We start from the raw sequence: 15,968 nt of genomic DNA on the forward strand, positions 1-15,968 counted from the left end.
TAATTTGACGGCATAAAAAAGCCCCGACATTATTGTCAGGGCTTTTGAATTAGTTAAATAATTATTTAGTAACCTGGGTTCTGAACTAAATTAGGGTTAGCTAAAAGTTGAGCAGGGGGGATAGGTAATAATGCTCTTGTAACATCTGATGCAGGTTTTAGATAACGTTCTTGACTATAAACTCCAAAACGAATCTCATCATTTCTTGCCCACATTTCATCGTATAATTCTCTACCTCTTTCTTCTAATAAGTCTGCTTCCGAAACAGAGGTTAAGGGAGATGCGCCTCTTATTTCTCTCAATTCGTTAACTAAAGCAGTTGGGTCTCCGCCACTTCTCATAATTGCTTCCGCTTTCATAAGATGTGCGTCTGCATAGCGGAAAACTACTAAATGAGTAGCAAAAACCCCATTTTTAGGATTCCATTTTACAACTCGGATTCCAGTTCTTTCGTTGTTATTGATAATGCTAGGATTTCCATCGTTATCAACTTGATTACGTGTAAATACAAGTGGATTGTCTGCACGATCAGTTAAGGGTGCACCACTTTCTGAATATTGTTGTCCAATTAAAAATCCATTACCAACGTTGGAATCTACTAAATCTGTATCGGTAGCAGCCGGAGGTACACCACCTCTTCGTTCTTCTTGACCGTCTAAAGGGTTTCCATTTGCGTCTAAACGGTTTTGGTTTTCATCTCCTTCGAATGTATCATAAAAACTTGCAAGTGTGCTAAAGCCATTCCAACCACCAGTACTCTGAGTAAAGGAATTGTAATGCAACCCTTTATGTGTTCTTGGCCCTAAATCAGCATTATCAAAAGCTAATACGGTTTCGGTATCTGGAGTGTCCAAGAAAATATCGAAGTAACCTTCTTGTAACTGATAACCATCAGAAGCAATCTCATCTACTAATGAAACCACAGCATTCATATCCGCAGCATCAGGAGAAGAACCAAGATATACATGCTTGTTCAACAACACTTTAGCTTTTAGATATCTCGCTGCAGCCTTACTGGCCCTGCTATTAGCTTCTCCACTAGCGGCCAATGTAGCAGGTAAGTTGCTAATGGCTGTATCAATATCCGAAATGATAAAGTCAATTGCCTCCTGACCAGTAAGAACTACGGGTAACTCACCTGAAGGAAGTGAAGTATCTCTAAATGGTACTTGACCATATAAATCTAAAATCACCCACATGCTCAGCGCTCTAATAAAGCTAGCATCTCCAATATCCGTTGGACTTGGGTTACTTCTTGAATCAAGTATTTGTGATGCTGTAAGTTGTGTGGCATTCCAATTACCAAAGGTTGGAGCAATAAAGTTATGGTCTGGTGCCCAAGTATGTTGGTGCAAACTAGACCATTGTCCATTGTCACCCCAGTCTGTTCCTCTAGTTGGAATAATAAATTCTCTTGAAGTTACCTCTGCAAAAGCATAATAATCTGCTTGAGTAGAGAATTGACCTGCAACTGTTCTATATAAATCGTCTGCTGCCGACTTTGCATTAGCAACTCCTTGAAACCCTTCGTCTATAATGGAGTCGGTTTCTTCTATTTCCAAGTCTGTACAAGAAACAAACCCTATAGCCGAGGTTAAGGCTAAAGCGTATATTTTAAATATATTTTTTTTCATTTCTAACATTTTTTTATTTAAAACGAGGCGTTTATGCCAAATGTAACAGTTCTTGGGTTGGGGAATGAAGTCCAATCTATACTTCTAGAAGGAAGTGCAGATAAACCAATGGTTCCCGTATTTACTGTTACTTCTGGATCTAAGCCAGAATAATCAGTTATCAAAAATAAATTTTGACCCGTTAATGAAAGTCTTAAAGATTTAAGAGCTCCTTCACCGCTTAGTGGTACGTTGTATCCAATAGATGCATTCTGTAACCTTACAAAATCACCTTTTTCAAGGAATCTAGTTGAAACATCAGCAGAAGCTCCTGGTGCGTCTCCACTTGTTAATAGATTGGTTGTTACGTTTCTGGAGTTCGTTATAGATCCCGAGGTAAATAAACCATTGGCAGTATTATTATATACAGAAAAACCAAACTGACCTGCAAAATAGGTGGCAACATCCCAATTACCTACGTTTAAATTAAGGGATAAGCCAGCTGTAACATCTGGTAGGCCATCTTCACCAACAAATTTTTTGTCTTGGAATACATCACCTACACCATCTCCATTAACATCTGCATATGTTGGCTGCCCAGCAGAATCAAGACCTGTAAACTCTGCCATGTAAAAGGAGAACAGAGATTGGCCAGAAGCAAATCTTTGTGCGAAGGCACCAGTTAGACCTTGTCCATTGATTGGTCCGCTATCAATAATTCCATCAAAATTTTGAATTTCGTTATTGTTATAGGCAATATTGAATGAGGTACTAAAAGTGGCCTTGTCGCTTTGCACCCAGTCATATGACAAAGCTAATTCTACACCTTGGTTAACTATTTCAGCATCAACATTACCAAATTGGAATGGAGAATTTGACGGTGCAGCGGGAGGTGCTTGTAATAAAATATCGCTTGTAGTATTTCTATATATATCTAGACTACCGTTAAATCTATCGCTATTAAAACCAAAATCAAGTCCAACATTTAAGTTTAGTGTTGGTTCCCATTTTAAATCAGGAACATCTGTTGCTACTATAACTGTACCATTCTGGTTTACTTGAGCATCATTGGTTACACCCCATCCGTTGGCAAAACCAGCAAAACGCTGTCTTGCAACAAAGTTACCATAACCCAACCCAGCTTGGTTACCGGTAACACCGGCACTTAGTCTTAGTTTAAGTGTTGAAATGTTCTCTCCCACGAAATCTTCCTCTCCAATTTGCCATGCAAAAGCACCTGATGGAAATATACCGTACTGATTTTCCGGGCCAAATCTTGAAGATCCATCTGCTCTAACTGTAGCGGTAAATAAGTATTTACTGTTAAAACCTATATTAAGTCTTCCAAAGAAAGATTGTAATTCGTCTGTAAAATCAAACGTATCTACGGCTAAGCCAGTTACATTTCTATCAAAAGACCCAGTAATACTTTCTCCTGCAACTACATCAGGTAAAAGTCTATTTACAATTAACCCGGTTACATCGGAATCATAATAGTATTGTTGGTAACTTCCGGAAATCACATTTTTTGCGCTGAATACGGTTTGTTCTAGGGCTTGCCCCATACCGTTTAAATCAGTTGTAGAAAATCCTCGTCCTTGAGAATTCAAACCGTTGTTTTGAAAATCCTGAAAGGAATAACCAACAAGGGCGTCCACATTAATGTTATCAAACTCCTTTTTATAGTTAACAGTTGCTTCTAATAACTTATTTGTTCTTTCTAATGTGTTCAATGTGCCAAAACCAATTCCTTCAGCACCCTGAATACCTACAACGTTTCCGGAAGTAACAGATATATTTTGACTGTCAGATTTATCATAACCCAAGTTAATTTTACCAGTAAGTTCAGAATTGAATTGATACTCCAAGGAACCGTTGATCAAAAATCTATTGGTATTAGTTCTATTTTGGAAATTTTCTAAATAGTTTGCCGGGTTCAGAAGTCCTGAAAAACTAAAGCTAGGGTCTGCTGGCCACGTTGGGTTTGCAGAGTAAGCTGCTCCAAGAATATCCCCCTGAAATCCTGCCGTACCTTGTAAAGGAGCAGTTTCATTGTTCACCCTTGAAATAGTAGAGGAAAGTCCAATAGTTAATTTGTCATCAAATAAACGCTGTCTCCAGTTTATTCTTCCAGAGATTCTTTCCAAATCAGTTTTTTCTACGATTCCAAATTGTTTGCTGTAACCAAAGGTAGCCCTCACATTTCCTGATCCATAATTTTGTGAATAGGACAAGTTTTGATTAGTGGATGCAGCAGTTCTGGTCACATAATCTTGCCAATTTGTGTTACTGCCAAAATCTGATGCCGCAGGATCATTTCCATATAAAGCAATGGCTTCCAAAAACTGATCTCTGTTAAGAAGGTCATAAGAATTAGCAGGAGTTGAAACACTCAGGTTACTTGTAAATTCAAATACGCCACCTTGAGCTGCTTTTCCTGTTTTTGTTGTTATGATAACTACACCATTTGCACCTCTAGAGCCATAAATAGCCGTTGCCGAGGCGTCTTTTAAAACACTAATACTCTCAATGTCCGAAGGATTTAAGAAATTTAAAGGGTTTCTAACAGAAGTTGTTCCTCCTGTACCTGCATTACCTTCGGCATCAGTACTACCGTCTCCTAGTGGCACCCCGTCAATTACAAATAGAGGATTATTGTTAGCACGAACGGAGTTTGAACCTCTAATGTTTACTGAAATTCCAGCACCTGGTTCCCCGCTGCTTTGCTGAATGTTTACACCAGCAGTTTTACCTTGAATTAATTGCTCTGGAGAAGCTATAACTCCACCGTTAAAGTCTTCTGAAGTGACCGCAGTTACAGAGCCAGTTGCATCTTTAACAGTTGTAGAGCCATAACCTATTATAACAACTTCATCTAACGCTTGGGCATCTTCGGAAAGGGTTACATTGATGCTGCTTTGACCATTTACCGCAATCTCTTTGGTAGAATAACCAATGTAGCTAAAGACCAATGTAGCACCGTCTGCAACATTGCTTAGGGTATAATTACCATCAAAATCTGTTTGCGTACCATTGGTAGTACCTTTCACCAAGACACTTGCTCCCGGTAAAGGTCCGCTCGCATCCGAAACTGTACCGGATACTGTCTGAGCTTGTAATCCGCTAAAGCATATGAATGCACCTAGCAAGAACAAGCTTTTTAGTAGCGTAATCTTCATAAATAATTAATTTTAAGTTTAGTTAATTTTAAATTTAAGAGTTAAACATATATAAAATAAATGTTAAAACCTTAATCTGTTAGGGTCTAAATCTTACGAAAACGGTTTCGTGTTGATAAATTTAACAAATTATGGGTATAATAACGAAACCTATTTCAAATTACGTAATTAATAATTGAACATAGGGATGTATTGAGTTTTTAATAATTAATAGTGTTTTTGACACACTTAAAATTGTATTTATTTTTTCGAAAATCATAGTTTGTTTAGAAGCAATAACGCGAATTTTCTTGTTAAATCTTTACGGTGTGAAATGATATTTTTCTTTTGTATGTGGTAACCAAAAAAAGTAAATAATCTCTTTTCCGTTATTTTTATTAGAAATACTAATTATTTAGTTTATTCATTAATCGTTAAAATAAGCTAGTTAATTTTCTACTTATAAGTGTTCATATTTAGGTTTTGGTAAACTGATTAGAGCTACTTGGAATTTTTGTAAATTGCAAAACTTAGCTAAGCCGGATTTTTATCAAAAAAGGCTTTGGAAAAATTAAGGATAGTAACACAGGATTAGGGTTGAAAAGAAAAATAACGTTAAAGCATATAGCTAAAGAATTAGAGGTTTCCATTTCTACAGTTTCTAAAGCTTTAAAGAATAGTGAGGAAATTAGTAGGGATACTAAAGAGAAAATCCAAGCATTTGCCAAGCTGTATAACTACAGGCCCAATAATATTGCGGTTAGTTTAAAGAATAAACGTACCAAGAACATTGGCGTTATTATTCCAGATATTGTACATCATTTTTTTACCACTGTTATTAGTGGGGTAGAAAAGGAAGCCAACAGTAAAGGGTATAATGTGATTGTTTGCTTGTCTGATGAGTCTTTTGATAAGGAGGTAATCAATATGGAAATGCTCGCCAATGGCAGTATTGATGGGTTTATCATGTCTTTATCCTCAGAAACACAACAAAAGAAAGATTATAACCATTTAAAGGAAGTTACAGATCAAGGTATTCCTTTGGTATTGTTTGATCGTGTAACGCAATCCGTAGATTGTGATAAAGTAATCATAGATGATCAATTAGGAGCTTATGAGGCTACTAAAAAGTTGCTTAATCAAGGTAAACGTAAAATTGCTTTGATTACTGTAGATGATTATTTAAGTGTTGGTACGGAAAGGACCAAAGGTTTTGTACGGGCACACAAAGATTTAGGTGTTTCTTGCTTGGAGAAAAACATTTTAAAAATGCCAACCATGGAAATGGAAGAAGGTATAATTCGTGAATTTCTTACCAAAGTAGATTATGATGCCATCATATGTGTAAACGAAATTTTTGCAGTTTACGGAATGAAGGTGGCTAAAGAAGCCGGTAAAAAAATACCACAAGACGTTTCTGTAATAGGTTTTACGGATGGTCTGTTATCTAAATATGCCAACCCTTCCCTTACCGCAATTGCCCAGCATGGTGAGTTAATGGGGGAAACAGCTGCCAGAATGTTAATTAAGCGTATTGAGGATGAGTCTGATGATGAATTTCCTTTTCAAACTAAAATTTTACAACCCACTTTAATTGAACGGGATTCTACAATTAACTAAGTTTGCTTCACTAAACTTAGCTTAACATGAATCAAGATTATATTATACCAAATCCTTGGTCTATTATAGAAGAAGGTTTTGACACAGAACGCGTGCAATCTTCTGAGAGTCTTTTTAGTATAGGTAACGGTGCCATGGGGCAACGAGCTAATTTTGAAGAAGACTATTCAGGCGAAACGTTTCAAGGTAGTTACATAGCCGGTGTTTATTATCCAGATAAAACAAAAGTTGGTTGGTGGAAAAACGGTTACCCAGAATATTTTGCAAAGGTTTTAAATGCACCAAGCTGGATTGGAATTGGTATTACGTTAGATGGTGAAAAGTTGGATTTGGCTACATGTAAATCGGTAAACGATTTTAAAAGGGAGCTAAATATGAAAGAAGGCTGGTATAAACGTAGCTTTAACGCGGTTACCAAGAACAATGTGGAAATTACTGTGTCCGTAACTCGTTTTTTGAGCATTGCTTTGGATGAGTTAGGTGCAATAGCATATAGTATAACACCTAAAAATAAGGCAGTAGCCGTTAAGGTAACTCCATACTTAGATAGCGGTATAACCAACAGAGATACCAATTGGGACGATAAGTTTTGGGAAACCACAAATGTATCTGTTCAAAACAACACTGCTTTTATAGAGGCGCATACGCTAAAGACCAATTTTAACACCTGTACTTTTATGTCTAGTACGGTGACCAACAATGGGCAGCCCGTTTCTATTACCAATTCTAGAGAAGAAGAAAAACAGGCTGTTTTAGAATATGAATTTGAGGCCAATGCCAATGATGAAATTCTAATCACCAAATATGGTGGTTACACCGTTTCAAGAAATCATGATAAATCCCAGTTAATAACTGCTGCTCAGAAAACCCTTACAAAGGCAGATACTATTGGTTTTGAAGGCTTATTGCAACGCCAAAAAGAGGAATGGGCTAAAATTTGGGAAATGAGTGACATCGCCATAGAGGGTGATGTAAAAGCGCAACAGGGAATACGTTTTAATATTTTTCAACTAAACCAAACCTATCTAGGTACAGATTCTAGATTAAATATTGGACCAAAAGGATTCACCGGTGAAAAATATGGAGGTAGTACCTATTGGGACACAGAAGCGTATTGTTTACCGTTTTATATGACCACCAAGAACGAAACGGTAGCTCGAAATTTATTGAAATATCGTTACAATCATTTGGAAAAAGCCATTGAAAATGCTGAAAAACTTGGTTTTTCTAATGGTGCGGCCCTCTATCCAATGGTTACAATGAATGGTGAGGAATGCCATAATGAGTGGGAAATTACTTTTGAGGAAATCCATAGAAATGGTGCCATTGCTTTCGCCATTTTTAATTACTATAGATTTACGGGAGATTATAGCTATATACCGGAAATGGGGCTAGAGGTGTTAATTGGAATAGCCCGTTTCTGGCACCAAAGGGCTAACTTTTCAACCCATAAAAACCAATACATGATTTTGGGCGTAACAGGTCCAAATGAATATGAGAATAACGTAAACAACAATTGGTATACCAATTACTTGGCAAAATGGTGTATAGATTATTGTTTGGAACAGATACAAAAAGTTAAAGACGGATATTCTGAGGATTACCAACGTATTATAGGCCACACCAAATTAACCGATGCCGAGCTAGACGATTGGAAAAAGGTAGCAAGCAATATGTACTTTCCTTATTCTAAAGAGCACGATGTATACTTGCAACAAGATGGTTTTTTGGATAAGGAACTAATGCCGGTAACCGAGTTGGATAAGACCGAAAGACCTATTAATCAAAAATGGAGCTGGGACCGTATTTTACGTTCGCCATATATTAAACAGGCAGATGTACTACAAGGTTTTTATTTCTTTGAAGACCATTTTACTATGGAACAACTAGAAAAGCATTTTGATTTCTATGAGCCCTTTACGGTTCATGAATCTTCTCTTTCTCCTTGTGTGCACAGTATACAGGCAGCCAAGTTGAGTAGAATGGAACAAGCTTATACCTTTTACCTTAGAACTTCTAGATTAGATTTAGATGATTACAATAAAGAGGTAGAAGAAGGTTTGCACATTACCAGTATGGCTGGTACTTGGATGAGTATTGTAGAAGGATTTGGTGGTATGCGTATTTTAGAAGATAAGCTAAACTTTTTTCCTCAAATTCCAGAAAATTGGGAAGCTTACTCTTTCAAAGTTAATTTTAGGAATAGAATTATTACCGTTACGGTTTCTAAGGCAGGATCTTCGTATCAACTAAATGGTACGGAAGAAATGAGTATTCGCGTAAACGGAGAACGTGTGGTGTTAAAACCAGGAGAAACGGTTACTGTATAATGAAATTAGTTAGAATTGTATTTATCTTACTAATTGTACTAGGTGCATCCTGTAATTCTGATGCACCTAGTTCAAAAAATAAAAAGGAATCCAATAGTGCAAACATGAAGAAAAAGGCGGTTGTTTATCAGGTATTTACCAGACTTTTTGGTAACACAGAAACAAATAACAAGCCTTGGGGAACAAAGGAGGAAAATGGTGTGGGTAAGTTTTCGGATTTTGACGAAAAAGCCCTTGCGGCTATAAAGAATCTAGGAGTAACCCATGTTTGGTACACTGGTGTTCCACACCACGCGTTAATAGGAGATTATACGGAATATGGGATTTCTAATGATGATCCAGATGTTGTAAAAGGAAGGGCAGGTTCTCCTTATGCGGTAAAAGATTATTATAATGTGAATCCAGATTTGGCAGATAATCCTGCAAATAGACTACAAGAATTTGAGGCCTTAATAACAAGGACGCATAAATTGGGTTTAAAAGTAATCATAGACATTGTACCAAACCATATTGCTAGGAAGTATGAAGGAAAGGCCAACCCCGCAGGTGTAGACGATTTTGGAGCCAAAGACGATACCTCAATAGTTTACAGTAAGCATAATAATTTCTACTACATTCCCGGTGAAGAATTTAAAGTGCCCAACTGGCAAGATGGTTATTCTCCCTTGGGAGGGGAAAGCACTGAAAAGGAAGATGGAAAATTTGCGGAAGTACCGGCAAAATGGACCGGTAACGGTTCAAGATTAGCTCAGCCAAATTTTAACGATTGGTACGAAACCGTAAAAATAAATTATGGGGTAAGACCTGACGGCACAAAAGATTTTGACACCCTGCCAGAAGCCTATGCCAACATGGATTACCAAGCACACTACAACTTTTGGAAAGATAAAGAAGTGCCAGATTCTTGGACCAAGTTTAGGGATATAGCTTTGTATTGGCAAGAAAAAGGAGTGGATGGTTTTAGATATGACATGGCAGAAATGGTTCCGGTAGAATTCTGGAGTTATTTAAACTCTTCCATTAAAGTAAAAAACCCCGATGCATTTCTATTAGCAGAAGTCTATAATCCATCATTGTATCGTGAATATTTGTTTAAGGGCAAGATGGACTACCTGTATGATAAGGTAGAGCTATATGATAGCTTAAAACATATCATGAAAGGTTACGGCTGGACAGACCATATACATACCGTGCAAAGCGGCATGAAAGATATAGAGCACCATATGTTGCATTTTTTGGAGAATCATGACGAGCAGCGTATTGCAAGTCCAGAATTTGTGGGTAATGCAGCCCTGGCCAAACCGGCCATGGTAGTAAGTGCTACTTTAAGTACATCGCCAACCATGATCTATTTTGGCCAAGAAGTAGGTGAAGATGGATCTGAGAACGCGGGGTTTGGTTCTCCCTCTCGTACATCAATTTTTGATTACATAGGCGTTCCGGCACACCAGCGTTGGATGAACCATAAAAAATTTGATGGCGGCCTTTCTACGGATGAAGAAAAACAACTTCGGGATTTTTACCAAAGGCTATTGAATTTCACTATCACTAGTGAGGCTTTGATGGGAGCATATAAAGAAACACATTATTATAACAAAGAAAATACACCTGGCTATGACCACAGAATATACTCTTTTGTTAGATGGTCCGGTGAAGATAGGTTGCTGATCATATCCAACTTTGACGCAGAAAAGACATACCAAATAGACTTTAAGTTACCACCTGAAATAGTTAAAGATTGGAATCTAAATTCAGGAGAAATTCTATTGCAGGAACAATTGTATGGAGCATATAACCCAACGCTTATGGTTGATGATGAAGTGGGCAGGGTAAATCTTAAAATAGCACCATTAGAAAGTTATGTTTTTAAACTAAATCCATAGAATATCAATTACAAATCAACCACCACATGAAATTAAATGCGTTAACCATCGTATCGGTATTAATTTTAACCTCTTGCCAAATGAAAACAAAACCACTAGTTATAGGTCATCGTGGAGCAATGGGCTACGAAACAGAAAACACCTTAGCTTCCGTGCAAAAAGCGTTAGACATGCAGGTAGATATGATAGAGATTGATGTTTTTAACATTGCCAGTGGTGAAACTGTGGTTTTTCATGATGAGCGTTTAGAACGCTTGAGTAATGCCGGTGGCAAGATTGAAGAGTATAATATTGTAGACTTGAACAAGGTGGTTTTAGATGGTAACCACCAGATACCTAAATTACAAGATGTTTTAAAGTTGATTGACAATAAGGTTGGTTTAAATATTGAATTAAAGGGCGCAGGTACTTCAGATCGGGTAAATTTTATTACAAACTATTATATTAAAAACAAGGGGTGGGAAGCAAAAAATATTCTTATCTCTAGTTTTAATTGGGATGAGCTAAGAGAAATGAGAAATTTAAACCCCGATATAGCAATAGCCATTCTTACGGAAGAAGACCCTTTAAAGGCAATACCCGTTGCTAAAGAACTTAATGCAGTTGCTATTAACCCTTACTTTAAAAAGCTAACCTTAGAAAATGTAAAGACCATACAAGATGAAGGTTTAAAGGTATATACTTGGACGGTAAATGAACCTACGGATATTACAACGATGGAGGAATTTGGTGTAGACGGTATTATTACAAACTATCCGGATAGGGTTAACTAATGTTCAACGTTGTATTTGTTGGTGGTGGTGCGGCTGGCTTTTTTGGAGCAATACAGTTGGCAAGCCAACGTCCAGATTTAAAAATTGCTATCCTAGAAAGGGGTAAGACCGTTCTTTCTAAAGTTAAAATCAGTGGTGGCGGAAGATGTAATGTTACCCATGCGGAGTTTGATCCCAAAGAACTTGTAGCTAATTATCCTAGAGGAGAAAAAGAATTAATTGGACCTTTTCATCAGTTTTCTACAGGAGACGTTATGCAATTTTTTGAAGAAAGGGGTGTTCCGCTTAAAATTGAGGAGGATGGACGTATTTTTCCTATTTCGGATTCATCACAAAGTATTATAAATTGTTTTTTAGACGAGGCGGCTAAGCATAATATAGAAATATTAAAGAATAGTTCTGTTAAACAGATTATTGCACCAAAAACAGCAGAGGCCAACTGGCAATTGGAGACCAATAATAAAACCTATCTTACCAAAACTTTAGTATTATCCACAGGTAGTAATCCAAAAATTTGGGAACAGTTAAAAAGCTTGGGGCATACTATTAGTACTCCGGTACCTTCCTTGTTCACGTTTAATATTAAAGATACTCGTATAGATGGTTTACAGGGTGTGGCTACTCTGGCAACGGTAAAGGTTCTAAACCCTACCAAGTTGAAATTAAAGGGATATACCATTTCTAGTAAATCTGTAAACCATTCTGTTTTGGAAGAAACAGGTCCGGTATTAATTGCACATTGGGGATTAACGGGTCCGGCTATCTTGCGTTTATCGGCTTGGGGTGCTTTGGTATTAAATCAAATGAATTACCAATTTAAAATACAAATAAATTGGTTGCCAGATTATACTTCGTCTTCTTTGTTAGCTTATTTTAAGGAGTGTAGGGAACAAGAACCTAAAAAAACTATTTTAAAATCTAAGGTGGTAGATATGCCCAAGCGGCTATGGAATAGTTTAGTTAAATCTTCTGGTATTTTAGCTTCGGATAAGTGGGCAGATGTAAACAATAACACCCTCAAAACTTTGGCTAGAGAAATTACTGAAACAACGTTGGCCGTTAATGGAAAAAGTACTTTTAAGGACGAATTTGTTACCGCTGGTGGAGTAGAATTAACCGAAGTCAATTTTAAAACTATGGAAAGCAAGCTAGTTCCTAGGTTGTATTTTGCAGGTGAAATTATTAATGTAGATGCCATAACCGGTGGTTTTAATTTCCAAAATGCTTGGACTACAGCTTACCTGGCGGCTAAAGCCATTGCTGAGCAAACCTAAGTAAGCATAAGGGCCAATAGCGCCGCTAAACTAGCCCCAACAATTGGCCCCATTACGGGTATCCAGGCATAGGACCAACCCCTATTTCCTTTGTTTTTAAGCGGTACTAGTGCATGTACTATTCTAGGGCCTAAATCTCTTGCAGGGTTTATGGCATAACCGGTTGTACCGCCTAAAGAGATTCCAATTCCCCAGACCAATAAGGCCACTGGCAATGCACCAAGAGACCCTAAGCCTATGACCGTTGCACTATCCGTTATTATGGCATCCGTAAAATAGAGAACAGTAAAAACCAATACAAAGGTGCCCAGTATTTCGTTAAAGAGGTTAATGGCTGTGTTGGGTATGGCCGGGCCAGTACAAAATACCCCTCTCTTGCTATCGCCGTCTTCCGTAACGTCAAAGTGATCCTTATGGGTAATCCAAATTAGTAGTGCTCCCAGCATGGCTCCAATAAACTGCGCTAGAATATAAGCAGGTACTAAATTCCAATCAAATTTATTGGCAACGGCCAAGCCAATAGAAACTGCGGGGTTTAAATGTGCGCCACTATGCGGTGCCGCTACCACCACGCCAACATATACTGCAAAGGCCCATCCTGTTGTTATTACTATCCAGCCAGAACCTTGGCCATACGTTTTGTTTAGGGTAACGTTTGCATTTACGCCAATTCCTAATAACATTAATAGCGCGGTGCCTATAATTTCAGCAATGAAGGGAGTCATTTGTAAAGTCAAAGTTTAAATTAGAGTGTAGACCAATATTCTAAAGCTTTAATGGCTTTATGCCAACCAGCTATTCCTTTTTCAATTGGTTCACGATTTGTAGTTGGTTCAAAATGAACGTCGGCATTCCAAATATCTTGTATGTTTTCAACATCATCCCAAAAACCAACAGCAAGGCCAGCTAAATAAGCAGCACCAAGTACGGTTGTTTCTATAGATTTAGGTCTAACCGTAGTGGTATTTAAAACATCTGCCTGAAATTGCATTAACAAATCGTTTACGGTTGCGCCACCATCTACCCTAAGTTCCTTAATCTTTATTCCGGAATCTATTTCCATTGCTTTTAAAACGTCCATGGTTTGGTAGGCAATAGATTCTAAGCTAGCTCTAGCTATGTGTGCATCTGTACTGCCTCTAGTTAAACCAAAAAAGGAACCTTTGGCATTTTGGTTCCAATAAGGTGCGCCAAGGCCTGCAAAAGCAGGTACAAAATATATCCCATCCGTATCTGTTACGGATTTAGCCAATAATTCCACTTGGTTAGATTTTCGTATAATTCCTAAACCGTCTCTTAACCATTGCACTACTGCACCGGCTATGAAAATACTACCTTCAAAAGCATAAGTAGTTTTGCCTTTTATTTTCCAGGCAACCGTTGTTAACAAATTATTCTTGGATACAGTTGGGCTATCGCCAATATTCATAAGCATAAAACAGCCTGTGCCATAGGTATTTTTAACCATACCTTTTTTAGTGCACATTTGGCCAAACAACGCAGCTTGTTGGTCTCCAGCTATGCCCGCAATGGGAATTTCATTTGCAAATATGTTAGGTTTTGTCTTGCCATAGACTTCGCTAGATTCTTTAACCATAGGTAACATGCTAGAAGGAATATTGAATAGTTCCAGTAGCTCATGGTCCCACTCCATGGTGTTTATATTAAATAGTAAAGTTCTGCTAGCATTTGTAACGTCGGTTATATGTAATTGCCCTTGGGTCATTTTCCAAATTAACCAAGAATCTATGGTGCCAAAAGCCAACTCTCCATTTTCCGCTTGTGTTCTGGCGTTTGGTACATTATCCAAAATCCATTTCACTTTTGTGGCAGAAAAATAGGAGTCGATAACCAATCCGGTCTTTTCCCTAATTGTTTTGGAGTGTCCGTTTTTTTTCAATTCATCACAGAAAGGTGCCGTTCTTTTGTCTTGCCATACAATGGCATTGTAAACAGGAACACCAGTTTTTTTATTCCACACTACTGCGGTTTCTCTCTGGTTTGTAATGCCAATACCAACAATTTGTGTTGCTAGAATTCCTTTACTAGAAATTGCTTCTGCGGCCATACCTGCTTGGGTAGACCATATTTCGTTTGCATCGTGTTCTACCCAACCCGGTTTTGGGAAATACTGTGTAAATTCTTTTTGTGCAACCGAGATAATTGCCCCTTTTTTATTTACTACTACAGCCCTAGAACTTGTTGTGCCTTGATCTAGAGCTAAAATATATTCTTCCATAAAGTAGATTTCAGTCTCAAAATAATAATTTTATCCTTTAATAATTACATTATTATGAAAAACCATATTGTTTTTTTGAGAGGTATAAATGTTAGCGGTGCTAAAAAAATTAAAATGGTACATCTTAAAGCGGTTTTAAAGGATAATGGTTTAAGTGAGGTATTAACTTATATTCAAAGTGGAAACTTAGTTGTGCAAACCAATATGGATAGTGAAGCGCTTTCTAGGAAAATAGCGCAGATAATTAAGACTACATATGATTTTGATGTGTCGGTTAAGGCCTTTGCTCCAGAACTTATAGAAAAACTCATTGAAAACAACCCCTTTAAAGGTGAACAGGAAGTTTTAAAATTATACTACGTGCTTCCGTTCACTAATATTGATATAGAAAGGAAAAAAGCATTTGAGAAAGAAACGTTTGTGAATGAAGATTTTATAATAACTGATTCTTGTATCTATCTTAAGTGCAATGCGGGTTACGGAAAGGCAAAATTGAATAATAACCTAATAGAGAAAAAATTAAAGTTGGTGGCAACTACCAGAAATGATAAAACCATGCACAAGATGCTAGAGTTGGCCACTAATTTTAATTAAGCATCCATATTTTATAATTCAATACTGTGGCAAAAGCTACCCATGCAAAGTAGGGTATAAGTAATAATGCAGCTTTTTTAGATACCACTTTAAACCATTTGTAGGTAAGCGCTATTAAAACAAGTAAGGCAATGATAATTAATAATGCCAATCCAGGTTTTTTAAGGCCAAAAAATACAATACTCCATAGTGCGTTTAACAATAGTTGAAAGCCAAAATGATAAAGGGCCGTTTTAACCCATAGATGATGAAATCCTTTGGCCCATACCAAGCCAGCAGCCAACCCCATCATTACATAGAGTACGGTCCAAACCGGAGCAAAAAGCCAATTTGGCGGATTAAAACTTGGTTTATTAAGCGTAACGTACCAATCGTTAACAGAAGATTGTGTGGCAAAACTAGAAAGGAAACCAATGAGTATACAAATTAAAATGGCCACACCTATTTTTACTAGTTTGTTCTTCATCTTTAGTGCTTTGTACTA

General features: G+C 37.4%; 11 protein-coding genes. 6 read left to right on the top strand and 5 right to left on the bottom strand.

Going from position 1 to position 15,968, the window contains the following annotated elements; genetic code table 11:
• Nucleotides 1-65: 65 nt before the first annotated feature.
• Nucleotides 66-1,634: a RagB/SusD family nutrient uptake outer membrane protein gene (locus ACXAGS_RS03360; protein ID WP_474904504.1), complete on the bottom strand. Its 1,569-nt coding sequence runs from the start codon at nt 1,632-1,634 to the stop codon at nt 66-68.
• Nucleotides 1,635-1,651: 17 nt separating this feature from the next.
• Nucleotides 1,652-4,792 carry a SusC/RagA family TonB-linked outer membrane protein gene (locus ACXAGS_RS03365; protein ID WP_474904506.1) on the bottom strand — a complete coding sequence of 1,047 codons (3,141 nt, stop codon included), beginning with the start codon at nt 4,790-4,792 and terminating at the stop codon, nt 1,652-1,654.
• A gap of 576 nt (nt 4,793-5,368) precedes the next feature.
• Here ACXAGS_RS03365 and ACXAGS_RS03370 point away from each other — a divergent pair.
• The 5 genes from ACXAGS_RS03370 (at nt 5,369) to ACXAGS_RS03390 (ending at nt 12,651) form a co-directional block, all read left to right on the top strand.
• Nucleotides 5,369-6,391: a LacI family DNA-binding transcriptional regulator gene (locus ACXAGS_RS03370; protein WP_474904508.1), complete on the top strand. Its 1,023-nt coding sequence runs from the start codon at nt 5,369-5,371 to the stop codon at nt 6,389-6,391.
• 26 nt (nt 6,392-6,417) lie between these two features.
• Nucleotides 6,418-8,721 (top strand): glycoside hydrolase family 65 protein, encoded by a 2,304-nt coding sequence (locus tag ACXAGS_RS03375; protein WP_474904510.1) that lies wholly within the window; start codon nt 6,418-6,420, stop codon nt 8,719-8,721.
• Nucleotides 8,721-10,604: an alpha-amylase family protein gene (locus ACXAGS_RS03380; RefSeq protein ID WP_474904512.1), complete on the top strand. Its 1,884-nt coding sequence runs from the start codon at nt 8,721-8,723 to the stop codon at nt 10,602-10,604. The genes ACXAGS_RS03375 and ACXAGS_RS03380 overlap by 1 nt, the downstream gene beginning before the upstream one ends.
• 80 nt (nt 10,605-10,684) lie before the next feature.
• On the top strand, nt 10,685-11,377 hold the full coding sequence (locus ACXAGS_RS03385; protein WP_474904514.1) for a glycerophosphodiester phosphodiesterase: 693 nt from the start codon (nt 10,685-10,687) through the stop codon (nt 11,375-11,377).
• Nucleotides 11,377-12,651 (top strand): BaiN/RdsA family NAD(P)/FAD-dependent oxidoreductase, encoded by a 1,275-nt coding sequence (locus tag ACXAGS_RS03390; protein ID WP_474904515.1) that lies wholly within the window; start codon nt 11,377-11,379, stop codon nt 12,649-12,651. The genes ACXAGS_RS03385 and ACXAGS_RS03390 overlap by 1 nt, the downstream gene beginning before the upstream one ends.
• Here ACXAGS_RS03390 and ACXAGS_RS03395 read toward each other — a convergent pair.
• Both ACXAGS_RS03395 and glpK read right to left on the bottom strand, forming a co-directional pair.
• Nucleotides 12,648-13,376, bottom strand: coding sequence for an MIP/aquaporin family protein (locus ACXAGS_RS03395; protein ID WP_474904517.1), 729 nt, complete (start codon nt 13,374-13,376; stop codon nt 12,648-12,650). The genes ACXAGS_RS03390 and ACXAGS_RS03395 overlap by 4 nt on opposite strands.
• A gap of 20 nt (nt 13,377-13,396) precedes the next feature.
• Nucleotides 13,397-14,890 (bottom strand): glycerol kinase GlpK, encoded by a 1,494-nt coding sequence (gene glpK, locus ACXAGS_RS03400; protein WP_474904518.1) that lies wholly within the window; start codon nt 14,888-14,890, stop codon nt 13,397-13,399.
• A 54-nt stretch (nt 14,891-14,944) separates the two neighbouring features.
• Here glpK and ACXAGS_RS03405 point away from each other — a divergent pair, with 54 nt between their 5' ends.
• A complete protein-coding gene (locus ACXAGS_RS03405) occupies nt 14,945-15,484 on the top strand; it encodes a DUF1697 domain-containing protein (protein WP_474904520.1) in 540 nt (179 codons plus the stop codon).
• Here the strand turns inward: ACXAGS_RS03405 and ACXAGS_RS03410 are convergent.
• Nucleotides 15,477-15,950 (bottom strand): TspO/MBR family protein, encoded by a 474-nt coding sequence (locus ACXAGS_RS03410; protein ID WP_474904521.1) that lies wholly within the window; start codon nt 15,948-15,950, stop codon nt 15,477-15,479. The genes ACXAGS_RS03405 and ACXAGS_RS03410 overlap by 8 nt on opposite strands.
• Between the last annotated feature and the right edge of the window lie 18 nt (nt 15,951-15,968).

It is taken from the genome of Croceivirga sp. ABH4_376 (genome assembly GCF_056160685.1).